The organism is Burkholderia sp. LS-044, assembly GCF_004803625.1.
Lineage (GTDB): Bacteria > Pseudomonadota > Gammaproteobacteria > Burkholderiales > Burkholderiaceae > Burkholderia > Burkholderia cepacia.
Window position 1 is genome coordinate 262,232 of the sequence record NZ_SSWO01000005.1, and the last position, 16,634, is coordinate 278,865.

The 16,634-nt window shown below is 68.4% G+C and carries 18 protein-coding genes; 11 read left to right on the forward strand and 7 right to left on the reverse strand.

The annotated features are described in order from the left end of the window. Positions 1-326 precede the first annotated feature (326 nt). On the forward strand, positions 327-941 hold the full coding sequence (locus E9536_RS15470) for a hypothetical protein (protein ID WP_226181705.1): 615 nt from the start codon (positions 327-329) through the stop codon (positions 939-941). A 215-nt stretch (positions 942-1,156) separates the two neighbouring features. Here E9536_RS15470 and E9536_RS15475 read toward each other — a convergent pair whose 3' ends face one another. The 3 genes from E9536_RS15475 to E9536_RS15485 form a co-directional block, all read right to left on the reverse strand. Beyond that, the gene (locus E9536_RS15475) at positions 1,157-1,666 is read right to left on the reverse strand and encodes a GNAT family N-acetyltransferase (protein WP_027790260.1); all 510 of its coding nucleotides are present in this window, start codon (positions 1,664-1,666) and stop codon (positions 1,157-1,159) included. Positions 1,667-1,823: 157 nt separating this feature from the next. Beyond that, positions 1,824-2,432 (reverse strand): XRE family transcriptional regulator, encoded by a 609-nt coding sequence (locus E9536_RS15480; RefSeq protein WP_059688164.1) that lies wholly within the window; start codon positions 2,430-2,432, stop codon positions 1,824-1,826. 212 nt (positions 2,433-2,644) lie between these two features. After that, complete coding sequence (locus tag E9536_RS15485; protein ID WP_027790262.1) at positions 2,645-3,292, reverse strand: glycine zipper 2TM domain-containing protein; 648 nt, start codon at positions 3,290-3,292, stop codon at positions 2,645-2,647. Positions 3,293-3,831: 539 nt separating this feature from the next. Between E9536_RS15485 and E9536_RS15490 the strand changes: the two genes are divergently transcribed. From E9536_RS15490 to E9536_RS15500, 3 genes are all read left to right on the forward strand, one after another. Continuing rightward, positions 3,832-5,031 carry an amidohydrolase family protein gene (locus E9536_RS15490; protein ID WP_136470120.1) on the forward strand — a complete coding sequence of 400 codons (1,200 nt, stop codon included), beginning with the start codon at positions 3,832-3,834 and terminating at the stop codon, positions 5,029-5,031. Positions 5,032-5,115: 84 nt separating this feature from the next. Further along, the gene (locus E9536_RS15495) at positions 5,116-6,300 is read left to right on the forward strand and encodes an amidohydrolase family protein (protein ID WP_091920745.1); all 1,185 of its coding nucleotides are present in this window, start codon (positions 5,116-5,118) and stop codon (positions 6,298-6,300) included. A gap of 67 nt (positions 6,301-6,367) precedes the next feature. After that, a complete protein-coding gene (locus tag E9536_RS15500) occupies positions 6,368-6,841 on the forward strand; it encodes a nuclear transport factor 2 family protein (RefSeq protein ID WP_027790265.1) in 474 nt (157 codons plus the stop codon). Positions 6,842-6,952: 111 nt separating this feature from the next. Here the strand turns inward: E9536_RS15500 and E9536_RS15505 are convergent, their stop codons facing one another. Further along, positions 6,953-7,816 carry a LysR family transcriptional regulator gene (locus tag E9536_RS15505; RefSeq protein ID WP_059523154.1) on the reverse strand — a complete coding sequence of 288 codons (864 nt, stop codon included), beginning with the start codon at positions 7,814-7,816 and terminating at the stop codon, positions 6,953-6,955. Positions 7,817-8,001: 185 nt separating this feature from the next. Between E9536_RS15505 and E9536_RS15510 the strand changes: the two genes are divergently transcribed. From E9536_RS15510 to E9536_RS15520, 3 genes are all read left to right on the forward strand, one after another. Continuing rightward, the gene (locus tag E9536_RS15510; protein ID WP_136470122.1) at positions 8,002-8,661 is read left to right on the forward strand and encodes an ankyrin repeat domain-containing protein; all 660 of its coding nucleotides are present in this window, start codon (positions 8,002-8,004) and stop codon (positions 8,659-8,661) included. A gap of 320 nt (positions 8,662-8,981) precedes the next feature. Next, positions 8,982-9,785, forward strand: coding sequence for an ABC transporter substrate-binding protein (locus E9536_RS15515; protein WP_027790268.1), 804 nt, complete (start codon positions 8,982-8,984; stop codon positions 9,783-9,785). 39 nt (positions 9,786-9,824) lie between these two features. After that, positions 9,825-10,673, forward strand: coding sequence for a phytanoyl-CoA dioxygenase family protein (locus E9536_RS15520; RefSeq protein WP_060083871.1), 849 nt, complete (start codon positions 9,825-9,827; stop codon positions 10,671-10,673). A 104-nt stretch (positions 10,674-10,777) separates the two neighbouring features. Here the strand turns inward: E9536_RS15520 and hutC are convergent, their stop codons facing one another. Both hutC and E9536_RS15530 read right to left on the reverse strand, forming a co-directional pair. Then, complete coding sequence (gene hutC / locus E9536_RS15525) at positions 10,778-11,515, reverse strand: histidine utilization repressor (protein ID WP_136470123.1); 738 nt, start codon at positions 11,513-11,515, stop codon at positions 10,778-10,780. Between the two features lie 30 nt (positions 11,516-11,545). Further along, positions 11,546-12,088: an XRE family transcriptional regulator gene (locus tag E9536_RS15530; RefSeq protein ID WP_124544850.1), complete on the reverse strand. Its 543-nt coding sequence runs from the start codon at positions 12,086-12,088 to the stop codon at positions 11,546-11,548. Positions 12,089-12,221: 133 nt separating this feature from the next. Here E9536_RS15530 and E9536_RS15535 point away from each other — a divergent pair, with 133 nt between their 5' ends. Genes E9536_RS15535 through E9536_RS15545 form a run of 3 tightly spaced genes read left to right on the forward strand, consistent with a single transcriptional unit; the run spans position 12,222 to position 14,655 of the window. Beyond that, on the forward strand, positions 12,222-13,004 hold the full coding sequence (locus tag E9536_RS15535) for an aldolase (protein WP_136470124.1): 783 nt from the start codon (positions 12,222-12,224) through the stop codon (positions 13,002-13,004). Positions 13,005-13,054: 50 nt separating this feature from the next. Further along, a complete protein-coding gene (locus E9536_RS15540) occupies positions 13,055-13,951 on the forward strand; it encodes a dihydrodipicolinate synthase family protein (protein ID WP_119336843.1) in 897 nt (298 codons plus the stop codon). After that, complete coding sequence (locus tag E9536_RS15545; RefSeq protein ID WP_136470125.1) at positions 13,948-14,655, forward strand: MOSC domain-containing protein; 708 nt, start codon at positions 13,948-13,950, stop codon at positions 14,653-14,655. The genes E9536_RS15540 and E9536_RS15545 overlap by 4 nt, the downstream gene beginning before the upstream one ends. A 13-nt stretch (positions 14,656-14,668) precedes the next feature. Here the strand turns inward: E9536_RS15545 and E9536_RS15550 are convergent, their stop codons facing one another. After that, positions 14,669-15,433 carry an SDR family oxidoreductase gene (locus E9536_RS15550; RefSeq protein WP_060194196.1) on the reverse strand — a complete coding sequence of 255 codons (765 nt, stop codon included), beginning with the start codon at positions 15,431-15,433 and terminating at the stop codon, positions 14,669-14,671. A 413-nt stretch (positions 15,434-15,846) separates the two neighbouring features. Between E9536_RS15550 and E9536_RS15555 the strand changes: the two genes are divergently transcribed. After that, a complete protein-coding gene (locus E9536_RS15555; RefSeq protein ID WP_060067964.1) occupies positions 15,847-16,554 on the forward strand; it encodes a YceH family protein in 708 nt (235 codons plus the stop codon). Positions 16,555-16,634: the final 80 nt, after the last annotated feature.

Below are 16,634 nucleotides of genomic sequence, written 5' to 3' on the forward strand. Positions count from 1 at the left end.
GGGCGGGCGGAAATTGGTGCGATCGACTCCCGTGTCCTATTTGATTCCGAGATGGCATCGGTGAATGGAATCCTGAAAGAACCGTGCAGGTTTCCATGGATTTTTAGTGGACGTTCCGTGACCTATCGTTATTGCATGCCGTGACGAGAGGAGCGCGTCGGAGCCTGCCGGTAAAGGCTGGCGATCGTATCCTGGCGGCGTACGAGATGGCATCCGCCGACTCGGCGCGTTCGCGTATGCGGCTGGGTATATCGAATTCCACGGGGATATTGCCGGCTAATTTTGGGATAAATGAATCCCGGATTTTCCTGCGATGACGGAATCAGGTGCCCGAACGACAACCATCCGGAAAACGGAGCACTCCAATGAAGATCGGAACACATCTCACCGCACTCGTCGCATGCGGCGCATTGGCCGGCATTGCCCACGCCGGCCCGACGTCGCCGCAAGCCGTCGTCAAGCGGATCACGTTGACCGCGCACATTGGTGACAGCCTGTTCGTTTCGAGGCCGGACAACGCCGCATACGACGTGGTCGAACTGACCGCGACGGATCGCGACCAGCGGGCCCTCGGCGCAACGCTGCCGATCCGCGTACGGACGACGAATCCAGACATCAACGTCACATTGCTGCAGCCGCTAAGGCTGTCGAATGGCCGCGACGACCTGACCAACGCGAAGGTCGTGCTGGCGGGCAGCGCGGCCGACGCCGAAATTACTGTCGACGCCGCTCGCGTGCTCACGCTGGGAAAGCGTGGGCACGACGGCTTCGACGGTTATGACGAAACCCGTCAGGTGAAGGTCAGCGCGCAAGCGCGGGCTGCCGGCGACGCGGCGCCAGCCAATGGACGTTACCGTGGCGACATGGTGCTGATCTTCGAGCCGGCCGCCTCCGCAGGGCGCGAGCCGGCGACGGGAACGATCGCGGCGACGGGTGAGTGAGCAATCGACCCGGTGGGCATCGCTTGGCGCGCGTTTTTCAATAAAAGTTTTTGCGCATAAATATTCACAACATCTCGTCGGGGAGGCGCCGCCAGTAGTCGGCGCCGACGAACGAGACGATTGCCGGGCAGGCATGCCGGCATGCGCACGGGCGAGAGGGGGCGAGCGTTTGCGTCCGGGCGCGGCCGGCAAACGCGATCGCCAGACCGGACGCGTCAAGCCAGCGTCTTGATCATGTGGTGTTCGTCGTAGAACCGCCCGTCGACGAACAGCGAGCGCGGTTCCGTGCCGAACCGGACGAACCCCTGCGACGCATACAGCCGCTCCGCGTTGGCGTTGACCTCGTTCACGCACAGCATCAGTTGCTTGCAGCCCCACGCCTGCGCCGCATGCGCGGTCGCGTTTTCGAGCAGCGTCTGCGCGATGCCCTGCCCGCGATAGGCGGGATCGACGAACACGCCCCAGATCGTCGCCTTGTGCGCGATCTTCGCGCGCGCATCGCGGCGCACGCCGGTGATGCCGACGAGCGTATCGCCGTCGAATGCGCCGAACACGGCACGTTCGTGGGTCGGCGTGATGCGTATCGCGAATTCGTCGACCGGCACCTGCGATTCTTCGTCGGGCGTCGGCAGGAAAGAAGTGGGCGCGGTGTCGACCGCACGCAGGCGAACGGTCTGGAAACGGGCGGCGTCGGCCGCGTCGAGCAGGCGAGTCGTGATCGTCATCGAGGGGATTCCGGTTGAGGGTCGTGCATGCCGGCGCGGGCCGATATGGCCGCTATGACCGATACAGCCGCGGGATGCATCGTACTGATCCTAACGGGAATCCGGATCGCGCGTGTCGGCGTTCGGCGCACCGCTCGCCGTGGCCGCGCCGTTGCGTTCAGATCGCGTCGCGCGGCCGCCGCGCGTCGCCGTCGACGCAGCACGCGAGCACCTCGGCATCGGTGTCGCCGAGGCTCAGGTACACGTGCCCGACAGCGCTGTCGAAGTACAGGCTGTCGCCGGCGCCGAGCCGGTACGCGTGACCGTTCTCGAAGCGCAGCTCCAGCTCGCCGCTTAGCACGAACACGAACTCCTCGCCGCTGTGCCGGATGTAGTCGGCGAAGTCCGACAGCTTGCGCGCATGGATCCGCCCGCGCACGGGCACCATCCGCTTGCCGGTCAGGTCGTTCGCGAGCATCCCGTACGCATAGTTCGGCGTGTCGTAGACCATCTGCTGGCCGGCCGGCGTGAACGACGGCGTCATCGCGCCGGCGGGCGCGGGCCGGCCGAACATCGTGTCGAAGTCGAGCGCGAGCGCATGGGTGAGCGCCGCGAACTTGTCGTAGGTGAGTGCAATGTCGCCGCGCTCGGCCTTTGAAATCGTCGACACCGCGATACCGGAACGCTCGGACAGTTGCGCGAGCGTCAGGCCGCGTGACTTGCGCGCGTCGCGCAGCCGCGCGGTCGACGCGCGTCGGGCTCGGCATCGAGCGGGTGTGACGGCCAGGCGCGGGAGCGCGGGCGTTGATGCGGGTGAGCGATCGCGCGACGGGGGCGTTGAGGGCGACGGTGTCGCGGCAATGTCGGCGGCGCATCATGTGCGCCGCACCGGCACGAAGGATGAGGATGGGGTGAAGCAGGTGCGCCGTCGTGCCGAACCGGCCCCGACGTCAAGCGCGCGAAGACGCGCCCGATCAGGTCAGGCGCACCGCGTCCGAATCAATACCGCGCCAGCTGATTGCCGTTTATCTGCACGCGATCGCCCGGCCGGAGGTTGCCCGGCGACTGCACGTCGAACGAGCGCATCGTGCCGTCGCTGACCTGCACGTCGATCCGGTAGCTGCTCGGGCCTTGCGCGGCGCCCATCTGCTGGCCGATCTGGTTGCCGGCCACCGCGCCGCCGAGCGCACCGATCACGGTCGCCGCATCGCGGCCGTGGCCGCGGCCGAACTGGTTGCCCACCAGGCCGCCGACCAGCGCACCGACGACGGTGCCGGCGACGCCCGACGGGCCGACCGAACCGTTGACCGGCTGGATGTTCGACACCGTGCCGTACTGCGTGCCGTAGCCGTTGCCGTATTGCTGCTGATTGCCGTACTGGTCATACGGCTGCGACCCGTATTGCTGCTGGTTGCCGTACTGATCGTACGGTTGCGGCGCCTGGTTCGGATACGGCTGTTGCTGCTGCACGTAGCCCGGTTGCGAATACGCGGGCTGCGCGTAGCCGGGCGTCGCGTATTGCTGTTGCTGCGGATACCCCGGCTGCGCGCCGTAGTAACCCGGCGCGACGCAGGCGGTCAGCGGAAGCGCCGCGACGGCGACGAGCGAGGCGAACAGAACGGTCTTCGTGGAAGGCATGCGCATCATGATGATTCCTGCATCGGCAACGGGTTCGCCGACGAATTCCAGGACGGGTGGCGAACTCGGCGTGAGTATAAGGAATGGCAGGTGGCGCGTCCGGTGCGGCCGGGTAACAACGTGTAAAGTCTGTTGCCGCGTAAATCGCCGCCCGGGCAGGGCGATCGCGCAATGCCCGGCGAGGGCGGCGGCGCCCGTTCGGCAACTGCGATGACGCGGATCGACAGCGATCCGGCGGCTTATCCTGCGAGGCAGTCGGCCCCTCGATGCCGGCGCGCGAAACTTCGGCTTCGGCGACGTCACCCGACGCGCCATCGGCATGCGGGCCGTCGCCGACGAGATCGGACCCCGCAGCCGCACGTGGCTGGCACGGCGTTTGCACCGCGCATCGCGAAATCGAATGCGCGGCATCGCGACATTTAATTGGCCTCGGCCGGCGCCGTCCGATATCGTGGCCGGACTCCCTGCCAACGGTTGCGCCGTGCCGGCTGCGGTTCCTTTCCCTGTCCGCGCCGGTGACGTGCCGCGACCGCCCCACATTCCGAGCCATGACTGATCGTATCTTCATCAACGCCGTCGATGCCGGCGGCCAGCCCGTCAACCTCGTCGTCCGTGACGGCCGCTTTACCGCGATCGGCGCCGATCGTGCGGCCGCGCCCGGCGCGGAAACGATCGACCTCGACGGCCGCGTCGTGCTGCCCGGTTTCGTCGATGGCCACATCCACCTCGACAAGAGCTTCGTCGGCGATCGCTGGGTGCCGCACGAAACGGTCGGCACGCTGCGCGAGCGGCTCGTGGTCGAGAAGCGTCAGCTCGCAGCCGCGCCGCCGATCGTCGAGCGCGCGAATGCGCTGATCGCGCAGGCCGCCGCGTTCGGCACGGTCGCGATGCGCAGCCACGTCGACGTCGATGCGACGACGGGCCTGTCGAACCTGCAGGCCGTGATGGCCGCGCGCGAGCAATGGCGCGGCATCGTCGATATCGAACTCGTCGCGTTCCCGCAGGCCGGCGTCGTCACGTGCCCCGGCACCGCGGAGATCCTCGACGCAGCGGTGCGCGAAGGCGCGGACGTGGTCGGCGGGATCGACCCGACGACACTCGACGGCGACGCGGACGGCCAGCTCGACATCGTGTTCGGCATCGCCGAGAAGCGCGGCGCGAAGATCGACATCCACCTGCACGAGCCGGGCGAGACGGGCATCGCGCAACTGCTGCGGATCGCGGCGCGCACGCGCGCGGCGGGGCTCGGCGGGCGCGTGAACGTGAGCCATGCATACGCGCTCGGCCAGGTGAGCGACGACGACGTGCGGCGCACCGCGGCGGCACTGGCCGAAGCCGGCGTGTCGATCCTGACGAATGCGCCGGGCGACTGCGCGTTTCCGCCGGTACAGCCGCTGCGCGACGCGGGCGTGCACGTGTTCGCGGGCAACGACAACATCCGCGACGCATGGTGGCCGTACGGCAATGGCGACATGCTGCAGCGCGCGATGATGGTCGGCTATCGGTCGGGCTTCTACAGCGACGAAGCGCTCGGCATCGCGCTGGACATGGCGACGCATGCCGGCGCGCGCGTGATCGGCAAGGAGAACTATGGAATCGCAGTCGGCTGCGACGCGACGTTCGTCGCGGTGCGCGCGCCGAATGCGGCGGCGGCCGTCGCGGGCGTGCCGGCCGAGCGCTGGGTATTCCGCCGCGGTGAAAGCGACACGGGCGCGCCGTTCGCCCCTGCGCTGCGCTTCACGCGCTGACCGACCCGGCCGGCGGCACGGCACGCGCCGTGCTCCGATGCACCGACTGTACCGACCGCACTGACTGACCACACCGGAACCGACATGACGAACCTGCTGATCCGCAACGTCCGCCCCAGCGCTGACGCCGCGCTCGACATCCTGATCGAAGGCGATCGCATCGCGCGCATCGGCCCGTCGCTCGACGCACCTGCCGGCTGCGCGATCGAGGACGGCGCGGGGGCGCTCGCGCTGCCCGGCCTCGTCGAAGGCCACACGCACCTCGACAAGACGCACTGGGGGATGCCGTGGTATCGCAACCAGGTCGGCCCGCGCCTCGTCGACCGGATCGAGAACGAGCGCCACTATCGCGCGACGAGCGGCCACGACGCCGGCGTCGCGTCGCTCGCGCTGGCGCGCGCATTCCTCGCGGCCGGCACGACGCGTATCCGTACCCACGTCGACATCGATACCGAAGCCGGGCTGCGGCATCTGCACGGCGTGCTCGCGACGCGCGAGACGCTGCGCGGGCAGGTTGAAATCCAGATCGTCGCGTTTCCTCAATCGGGCGTGCTCAAGCGGCCCGGCACCGACGCACTGCTGTCCGACGCGCTCGCCGCCGGCGCCGATCTGCTCGGCGGGCTCGACCCGTGCGCGATCGAAGGCGATCCGGTCGAGGCGGTGGACGTGCTGTTCGCGATCGCCGAACGCCACGGCCGCGGGCTCGATCTCCACCTGCACGAGCGCGGCTCGATGGGCGCGTATTCGCTCGACCTGATCCTGCAGCGCACGGCGGCGCGCGGCATGCAGGGCAAGGTGACGATCAGCCACGGGTTCTGTCTGGGCGATATCGCCGAACGCGAGCGCGATGCGCTGCTTGCCCGGATGGCGGAACTCGGCGTCGGGCTGGTCACGACCGCGCCGGCGGCGGTGCCCGTGCCGCCGGTGGCCGCGTGCCGTGCGGCGGGCGTGACGGTCATCGGCGGCAACGACGGCGTGCGCGATACGTGGACGCCGTACGGGTCGCCCGACATGCTCGAACGCGCGATGCTGATCGGCATGCGCAACGATTTCCGCCGCGACGATGCGCTCGAGGTCGCGCTCGACTGCGTGACGCACGGCGCGGCGCGCGGTTGCGGCTTCGACGGTTACGGGCTGCAGCCGGGCAGCCGCGCGGACGTCGTGCTGGTCGACGCGCTGACGTTCGCCGAGGCCGTCGTCGCACGGCCGGTGCGGCGGCTCGTCGTGTCGTCGGGGAAGATCGTGGCGCGTAACGGCGCGCTGGTCTGAGCGAAACCCGGGTGAAGCATCGCCCCGGTATGATCCGGTTTTCAGCCGGATTTCCCGGGAGAAGATGATGCGACGCACGACCGCGGCACGGGCCGCACGATGGATGGCGGCGGCCCTGTTCGCCGTGAGCGCAGCGCATGCGGTGGCGGCCGGGCCGACGGACGCGCAGCAGGAAGCGAACCGGCGCACGGTGCTCGCGTTCTATGAAAAAGGCCTGAACGAGAAGGATGCCGACGCCGCACTCGCGTATGTCGGCGATCGTTACGTGCAGCACAACCCGAACGCGGCCGACGGCCGCGACGGCTTCCGCCAATTCGTCGCGTTCCTGCGCGACAAGTATCCGCGGTCGCACAGCGAGATCAAGCGCTCGTTCGTCGACGGCGACTACGTGATCCTGCACGTGCACGCGGTGCGCGAACCCGGCACGCGCGGCAGCGCGATCATGGACATCTTCCGGCTCGAGAACGGCAAGATCGTCGAGCACTGGGACGTCAATCAACCCGTGCCCGAGCAGGCCGCGAACGGGAACACGATGTTCTGACGGGGATCGGGCGCGCGGACGTGCCGATGCACCCGCGATCGCGTCGCATCGGTCGTGCCGGCGGCGTCGCAGCGTTCGTTCGCTTGCTTGCAGCATCAGGCGTTTTCTTTCCTACTGCTCCTCGTGCTCCAGCATGGCCGCGAGCGCCTTCGTCAGTTCGCTGACCATCGGGTCGGCCGTCGGCCGATGCAGGATCGCGATGTCCATGTGTTCGATCGGCGCGAAACCCTGCTTGGCGGTCAGCACGACGTGCTCGTCCGTCACCACGCGCGCGGGCAGCACGCTGATGCCGAGCCCGTCGGCGACGGCGGCCTGGATGCCGCTCAGGCTCGACGTCGTGAAGCTGATCCGCCAGCGGCGGCCGCGCTCCTCGATCGCCTTGATCATGTCGTCGCGATAGAGCCCGCGCGGCGGAAACACGACGATCGGCACCGGGTCGAGATCGATCGACGGATGCGCGGCGCTGTCGATCCAGCGCAGCTTCTCGGGCCAGCGCACGACGGCCTCGCGGCTGTCGCGGCGCTGCTTGATCAGTACGAGGTCGAGTTCGCCGCGGTCGTATGCGGCGCTGATGTCGCGGCTCAGCCCGCACATCACCTCGAGCTTCACCTGCGGATGCTCGCGCTTGAACGCGGCGAGCGCATGCGTCGTGCGGCCCGCCGCGAAATCGTCGGGCACGCCGAGCCGGATCGTCAGAGCGACCGTCGCACCCGACAGCGCTTCCAGCATCTCGTCGTTCAACGCGAGCATGCGCCGCGCATAACTGAGCACCGTCACGCCCGCGTCGGTCGGCCGCACGTCGCGCGTGCCGCGGTCGAGCAGGCGGTGCCCGGCGATTTCCTCGAGCCGGCGCACCTTCTGGCTGACCGTCGACTGCGTCGAGTGCAGGCGCGCGGACGCCGTCGTGAAGCTGCCGCAGTCGGCGACCATCACGAGCGCGCGCAGCAGGTCGATGTCGAACAGGGGTCTATTCATTTCTGCACTTCTGTGGATTCGAACATTTCGTTTTCAAATGCATGCGACGACTTTTAACATGGCCGGATGCCGTGGGCAATCGCGGTTTCGCCGGACCCGGCGCGGCGTCGGGTGGCGTCGCGGGGGCGCCTGACGGATCGAATCGACCGAGTATCGGCGTGCGCCGCACGCACGGAGGACACCGGATGTTTTTCAAACGGATCGCGATCATCGGCTCGTTTGCGTTGACCGCGCTCACGTCGGCCGCGGCCGCCGCCGACGGCGGCGCGCTCGAGGGCCGGTTGCGCAGCGCGGCCGACCGTGGCGACGCGGGCGAAGTGCGCACGCTGCTCGAACGCGGCGCGCCGATCGATTCGCGCGACGGGCAGGGCCGCACGGCGCTGCTGCTCGCGACGCACGGCAATCATGTTGAGGCGGCGCGCGTGCTGATCGACGCGGGTGCGGACGTCAACGCGAAGGATGCGATCCAGGACAGCCCGTATTTGTACGCCGGTGCGCGCGGCCATCTCGACATCCTGCGGATGACGCTCGCGCACGGCGCCGACCGGAGCAGCACGAACCGGTATCGCGGCACCGCGCTGATTCCGGCAGCGGAGCGCGGCCATGTGGAGACGGTGCGCACGCTGATCGACGCGGGCGTGAACGTCGACCACGTGAACCGGCTCGGCTGGACCGCACTGCTGGAGGCGATCATGCTCGGCGACGGCAGCGAGCGTTATGTGCGGATCGTGCAACTGCTCGTCGACGGGCACGCGAACGTCGATCTCGCGGATTCGAACGGCGAGACGCCGCTGCGGCATGCGCGGCGGCGCGGGTATGCGGCGATCGAGCGGGTGCCTGTATAGACATCGTTATTTCACGGAAATCCGGAAAAACGCGCCCCTGTGGCGGGCGCGCGTCTCGTAGGGTAAACACCCGAAAATCTCGTAAATCCACGCTATGCGCGTGTGTTCAGGGCGTCATTTCCGGCCTCTCACCGTCTCCCGACCTTAATCCGCGCATTCTGCCTTCCCCCCCGCTTGCGCTCGAAATTTGAGCGGTCTAGACTGCATCGCAGTTCCATCGAAGTCCCAGTCTTTCGCGCACCGCGCCGGGCGTTCCGGCGCAACGCCACCCACCGGACGCCGGCGCTTGCGCGCCGCGTCGAGACCATCAAGGACACGCCATGAACCGCACTGCAAGGCTTCTCGTTACCGCGCTGGCGTTCGCGCCGCTCGTGTCGTTCGCGCAGGACACGTCGACGATCCGCTGGGGCATCGACCCCACGTATCCGCCGTTCGAGGCGAAGCAGCCCGACGGCTCGCTCGCCGGCTTCGACATCGACCTGCGCAATGCGATCTGCGAGCAGCTGCGTGCGAAGTGCGTCTGGGTCGAGCAGGGCTTCGACGGGATGATTCCGGCGCTGCGCGCACGCAAGTTCGACGTGATCATGTCCGCGATGACGGCCACCGACGAGCGGCTCAAGCAGATCGACTTCTCGAACAAGCTGTATGCGTCGCCGGGCGCGCTCGTCGCGCCGGTCGGCTCGAAGCTGCTGCCGACCGCCGCGTCGCTCGCGGGCAAGCGCGTCGGGATCGACCAGGGCACGACGCAGGAGGCGTACGCGAAGGCCGAATGGGCGACCAGGGGCGTGACGATCGTCTCGTACCAGAACCAGGACCAGGTGTACCAGGATCTCGTCAACGGCCGCCTCGACGCGACCTTCCAGGACAAGACGCAGGCCGGCTACTCGTTCCTGAAGACGCCGCGCGGCAAGGGCTATGCGTTCGCGGGCCCCGACGTGACCGACGTGCGGATCACCGGCTACGGCGTCGCGATGGGCGTGCGCAAGGGCGACGACGCGATGAAGAAGCGGCTGAACGACGCGATCGTCGCGATCCGCGCGAACGGTACGTACCAGAAGATCGCCGCGAAATATTTCGACTTCGACATCTACGGTGCGAAGCAGCAGCTGACTTCGGCACCGTGATTCGGTGATTCCGTGATTCACTCAATCGACAGGCACACCATGACGAGTATCGAGGATCGCGTCGCGCAAGCCGTGACGCCCGAACTGATCGCCGCGTTCCGCGAGGAAGGTGCGGTCTGCATCAAGGGGATCTTCTCGCCCGACGAAGTCGCCGCGCTGCGCGCCGGCATCGACGCGAATCTCGCGCAGCCGAGCCCGCGCGCGAAAGTCGCGAGCCGGCCCGACGATCCGGGCTGGTTCTTCGAGGATTTCTGCAACTGGCAGCACAACGACGCGTATCGCGACTTCATCGTGCGCTCGCCCGCGCCGTCGGTGGCCGCCGCGCTGATGGGCACGGAGAACGTGCGGCTCCATCACGACCACCTGCTCGTGAAGGAGCCCGGCACGCGGCAGCGCACGCCGTGGCACCAGGACCAGCCGTACTACAACATCGAGGGCGACGACAACGTCAGCATGTGGATTCCGGTCGATCCGGTGCCGCTCGAATCGACGCTGGAATTCGTCGCGGGCTCGCATCGCGGGCCGTGGCTGATGCCGCGCACGTTCATGGACAAGGAAGCGAAGTGGTTTCCGGAAGGCAGCCTCGCGGACCTGCCCGACATCGAAGGCGACCGCGCGGCCTTCCCGATCCGCCATTGGGCGCTCGAGCCCGGCGACATGGTGTGCTTCCGGATGCTCACGCTGCACGCGTCGGGCGGTACGCAGAACCGTCGGCGCGCGTTCTCGATCCGCTTCGTCGGCGACGATATCCGTCACGCGCCGCGCCGCTGGAAGACGTCGCCCGATTTTCCCGGGCTCGCGGAGCAACTGCCCGACGGCGCGCCGCTCGACCATCCGCTGTTTCCGGTCGTGTGGTCGCGTGGTGCGGGGCAGGCCGGCACGCTCTGACGCCGGCGGGCGCGCGTGAAGGACGCGGCGGCCGTTTTCTGACGAAACGGCCGCCGCGCGCTTTTGTGCGGGCCGGGATGTGACGAAAGGTATGTGACGAAGGATCAGGTCGGGTGGCGCCCGGCGCCCGGCTTGAAGCGCGAGCCGAGCCGGTAGCGGTTGCCCGGATGCAGGAAGTGCACGAACGTGACGGGCAGCCCGTTCGTCCAGGTGCGGCGCGTGAGCGTGAGGCACGGCTCGTCGGCGCGCATGTCGAGCAGCCGCGCCTGTTCGCCGGTCGGCAGCGACGCATCGACCACGTGCTCGATTTCCAGTTCGTAGTGCGACACGTTGTTGTACAGATACTCGGACGGCGGCTCGACCTGGAAATCCTGGTCGATGAAACCGGGCGCGGCGGCCGGGTTCACGTAGCGATCCTCGAGCTGGATCGGGCGGCCGTTTTCCTCGTGCACGCACACCACGTGAAAAACCGGCGTATTGACCGGCAGGCCGAACGCGGCCGCGACGTCGAACGACGCGGGCTCGCTCGACTGGCTCAGCACGCGGCAGCGGTATTCGTGCCCGCGCGCGCGGATTTCGTCGCGGATGTGCGCGATCATCAGCAGGTTCGACTGCGGCTTCACCTCGGCGACGAACGTGCCGACGCCCGCGATGCGCTTCAGCACGCCTTCCTCGGTCAGCTCGCGCAGCGCGCGGTTGACCGTCATGCGCGCGACGCCGAACTGCGCGGCGAGATCGAGCTCGGACGGAATGCGGTCGCCGTGGCGCCAGTCGCCCGAGTCGACGTTCTGGCGAACGAGCGTCTTGATCTGCTGGAACGGTGCGGTGGCCTTCGTGACCATCGGGGATCCTTGCGCGAAGAGGTGGCGAGGCTAGTCGTCGTGACTGACGATGACCAGGATCTCCGCCTGCGCGGCGCCGAGGCTGCGCGTGCGGTGCGGGATGAGTGCGTTGAAATAGACTGAATCGCCGGTCTTGAGTTGCACCGTCTCGTTCGGGAATTCGATTTCGACGCGCCCCTTGTGCACGAACAGGAATTCCTCGCCTTCGTGCTCGCGGAACGTCGATGCGACGAATTCGTGCGGCGGATGCACGACGAACGGCAGCATCTTCTTCGGCGCGACGCCGGCCGCGATGCTCTCGAAGCGGTGTGCGTGGCGGTCGGCCGCCGCGCCCATCGCCGTGCGCTCGCCGGCGCGCGTGACCGTGATCAGCTCGCGGTTGCGGCTTTCCGAGAACAACTGTTCGACATCGACATTCAGTGCCTTCGACAGCTTCAGCGCGACCGCGATCGACGGCACGCTCAGGCCGCGCTCGACTTTCGACAGGTAGCTCTTGGTGAGGCCCGTCTCGTCGGCCAGCACGTCGAGCGTCCAGCCCTTCTGTTTTCTGAGCAGCTTCAGGCGAATCGTCATGGGGCGCCAGGTGTCCTTCGAAAAACGGATTGTAACGCATGACACAAAGTGTCCTGTGGTGTATCGTGTGTCACGTGTTCCCGGGAAAGCGGCGCGAACGGCGTGACCGACCCGGCCCATTCAGGAGGTGAACATGGCGGAAACGCTGAATTTGACGAAGGAGGCGCTGGTCGCGCTGGCGGAGCGGCGTCTCGACAACGAGGTGGGCGACAGCGGCTGGTCCGCGCGGCAGAAGCTCGCGCTCACGTGCCGGATCCTGTTCGACGCCGGCCACGATTCCGGCCTGGCCGGGCAGATCACCTGCCGCGCGGGCGACGTCGGCACGTACTACACGCAGCGGCTCGGGCTCGGCTTCGACGAGATCTCGGCCGCGAACCTGCTGCGCGTGAACGAGGATCTCGACGTCGTCGACGGCGAAGGCATCCCGAATCCGGCCAACCGGTTCCATACGTGGATCTATCGCGAGCGCCCGGACGTGAACTGCATCATCCATACGCATCCGGCGCATGTCGCGGCGCTGTCGATGCTCGAGCAGCCGCTCGTCGTGTCGCACATGGATACCTGCCCGCTGTACGACGATTGCGCGTTCCTGAAGGACTGGCCCGGCGTGCCGGTCGGCAACGAGGAGGGCGAGATCATCTCGAAGGCGCTCGGCAGCAAGCGCGCGATCCTGCTGTCGCATCACGGCCAGCTCGTGGTCGGCAAGACGATCGAGGAAGCGTGCATCCTCGCGCTGCTGATCGAGCGGGCCGCGAAGCTGCAACTGCTCGCGATGGCGGCCGGCGAGATCAGGCCGGTGCCGCCGGCGCTGGCGCGCGAAGCGCACGACTGGATTTCGAAGCCGAAGCGCGATGCGGTGACTTTCGACTACTACGCGCGCAGGGCATTGCGCACGCATCGGGACTGCGTCGCGTGAGCGGGCGATTCGCCGCTGCCGTATCCGACCATCACTGAGGATTACCTATCGTGTCCATCCTGCTGAAAGGCATCATTGCCTACCCGGTTACACCGTTCTCCGCCGACGGCGGCGTCGACCTCACGGCGCTCGACGCGCTGATCGAGCGCCTGATTGCCGACGGCGTCCACGCGATCGCGCCGCTGGGCAGTACCGGCGAGAGCGCGTACCTGTCCGACGCGGAATGGGAGGCGGTCGCCACCGCGTCGATCCGCGCGGTGCGCCGGCGCGTGCCGACCGTCGTCGGCATTTCCGATCTCACCACGGCGGGCGCGGTGCGCCGCGCGCGCTTCGCGGAGCAGGCCGGCGCCGATGCGGTGATGGTGCTGCCGGTGTCGTACTGGAAGCTCGGTCACGACGAGATCGTCGCGCACTATCGCGCGATCGGCGCCGCCATCGGCATCCCGATCATGCTGTACAACAACCCCGCGACGAGCGGCGTCGACATGTCGCCCGACCTGATCGCGACGATCTGCCGGACCGTCGACAACGTGACGATGGTGAAGGAGAGCACGGGCGACATCGGGCGGATGCACCGTCTCGCGCAACTGAGCGACGGCGCGATTCCGTTCTACAACGGCAGCAACCCGATGGCGCTCGCCGCCCTCGCGGCCGGCGCGGCCGGATGGTGCACGGCCGCGCCGAACCTGAATGCGGCGTTGCCGCTGGCGCTGTTCGACGCGATGCGCGCGGGCGACCTGGCGCGCGCCCGGACGGTCTTTCAGGCGCAGCTGCCGCTGCTGCAATTCATCGTCAACGGTGGGTTGCCGGTGACCGTGAAGGCTGGGCTGCGCCTGTGCGGCTTCGATGCGGGCGAACCGAGAAAGCCGCTGATGCCGCTGGGCGACGCGCGCACGCGCGAACTCGAACGCCTGCTCGCGGCATTGCCTGACGGTGTGACGACATGAGCGACGCGGCGCGGCCGGCGATCTCGGCCTCTATCGGCCCGGTGCGGATCGGCACGAGCCGGCCGCTGGCCGGCACGCCGCACGCCAGCGCGATCGACAAGCAGCCGGTCGGATCGCGCTTGTGGCTGGGTGCGCTCGGCTTTGCCGGCGACGAGCAGGCCGATGCGCGGCATCATGGCGGCCCCGACAAGGCGGTGCACCACTATGCGCACGATCACTACGCATGGTGGGCCGCGCAGATCGGCGCACGCGACGTGCTCGCGCGACCGGGTGCGTTCGGCGAGAACCTGTCGACGCATGGCGTGACCGAGCACGACGTGTGTCTCGGCGACGAGTTCACGCTGGGCGGCGCCGTGCTTCAGGTGTCGCAGTCGCGGCAGCCGTGCTGGAAGCTCAACGCGCGCTTCGATCATCCGCGGATGGCCGCGCTCGTGCAGCAAAGCGGCCGGACCGGCTGGTATTACCGCGTGCTGCAGGCGGGCTGGGTGGCGCCGGGCGACGTGCTGGCGCTGTATCGGCGCGCCTATCCGCAATGGACGCTGTCGGCGGTGCTCGACGTGCTGTACCGGCGCACGCTCGACATGGCCGCGCTCGACGCGCTGTGCGAGGTCCCGATACTGCCGGCCGGCTGGCGCAGGATGCTCGACAAGCGCCGGGCGGAGCGGCAGGTCGAAGACTGGACGAAGCGGCTCGAAGGACGTTGACGTCCGGCGTGGCTCAGTGGCTCGGCAGTTCCCGCACGTCGGCGGTCGGTACCGAGCCGAACGCGTCGCTCAGCGCATAGCCGATCAACTGGCGCGCGGCTGCCTCGGGCGTCGCGAGCGCGCCGCTCGACTTCAACTGGTCGAATTTCTCGCGCATCGGGAAGTTGTCTTCGCTGGTCGAGCGGATCGTTGCCTGCATGCCCGTGTCGACGACGCCCGGCGCGACGCTGCAGACCCGCAACGCGCGGTTCGCGTCGAGCGCGACCGCGCGCGCATGGTGATCGAGCGCGGCCTTGGTCGCGCAGTAGACGCTCCAGCCCGCGTACGCGTTGCGCGCCGCGCCGCTCGACACGTGCAGGATCCGGCATTCGGTCGTGGCCGATGCCGCTTGCGCGAGCGCGGCCGACAGCATCAGCGGCGCCGCGACGTTCACGCCGACCGCGCGTGCGACGATCGCCGGATCCTGCGCGGCGAGCGGGCCGATCGGATCGACGATGCCCGCGTTGTTGAACAGCAGCACGATCGACGCGCCGTCGACGAAGCGGCGCAGCGTGTCGCCGGCCAGCCACGCCGCGACGGCCGGCGTGTCCGACAGGTCGAGTTCGATTTCGGAGAATCGGTCGCCGGCTTGCGACGCCAGCGTCGGATGACGGCTGCGCGATACGCCCAGCACGGCGATGCCTTCCAGCAGCAGCTGTTCGGCGAGCGACGCGCCGAGGCCGCGCGTGTGTCCGGTGACGATGGCGCGCACGTGCGGTGCGGAAGAGGATGCGGTCATGGCGGTGAGCGGGTCGAAGGGGTGAATGGATGAACGGATGAGCGGCGTCGACGGGCGACGCGCATGCATGGCGGCATGGCGTGCGGGACGGGCGATGCGTGGTGATGCGTGCGAGAGCGCTCGCGCCGCGCCGCGGACGTCGGGGTGACGCATATCGTAGCGCCGGCATGCGTGTCGCGCAAACGCCGCCGCGTGCGAGGCGGCGGAATCGCCGGCACGGCGCGCATCCGTTGCCGCGCGGCACCGGCCGGCAGGCAGGCCGGCCGGACGAAAGCCGGCTGCGGCAAGTGCGCGCGGCGGTTGGCGAGTGGCGCCGGGCCGAGCGACGCGAGCTATCATATGGCTCGCCCGTGCGCGATGCCGGACGGGCCGCGACTGTTTCCCTTCACCTGCTGCACGCTGCGACGCCACTCATGACCACCACGCCGGATACGCCCACGCCACGCGCCCTTCGCGAACTCACGCCCCTCGAGGCCCGCATTCTCGGTGTGCTCGTCGAGAAACAGCACACGGTGCCGGACACCTATCCGCTGTCGCTGAATGCGCTGACCGCGGGCTGCAACCAGAAAACCGCGCGCTCGCCGGTGATGAACGTCAGCGAGGACGAAGTCACGACCGCGCTCGACGGGCTGAAGCACCTGAGCCTCGTGATGGAAGGCAGCAGCAGCCGCGTGCCGCGTTTCGAGCACAACGCGAACCGCGTGCTCGGCATCCCGAGCCAGGCGATCGCGCTGCTGACGATCCTGCTGCTGCGCGGCCCGCAGACGGCCGCCGAGTTGCGCCTGAACAGCGCGCGCCTGCACGGTTTCGCGGATATCTCGTCGGTCGAGGCGTTCCTCGACGAACTCGCGGCGCGCGCGCAGCCGCTCGTCGTCCGGTTGCCGCGTGCGCCGGGCGCGCGCGAGAACCGCTGGATGCACCTGATGTGCGGCGAAGTGAACGTGGCCGACTTCGCGGGTGCGGATGCCGGCGGGGCGGATTCCGTGCCGCCTTCGGAATTCGAAGCGCTGAAGGCCGAACAGAAGCGCCTCGCGGATGAAGTGGCGCGGCTGAATGCGCTGGTTCTGCGAATGGCCGGCGAGCTTGGCATCGACGTCGACGCGCAAGGCGACGCGTCCTGACGTAAATGACGGCGATGCATGCGCGTCGCCCGGCCCCGTCGCCACGCGGTGGGGCCGGGGTGCGACGCGGATAGCGCCCG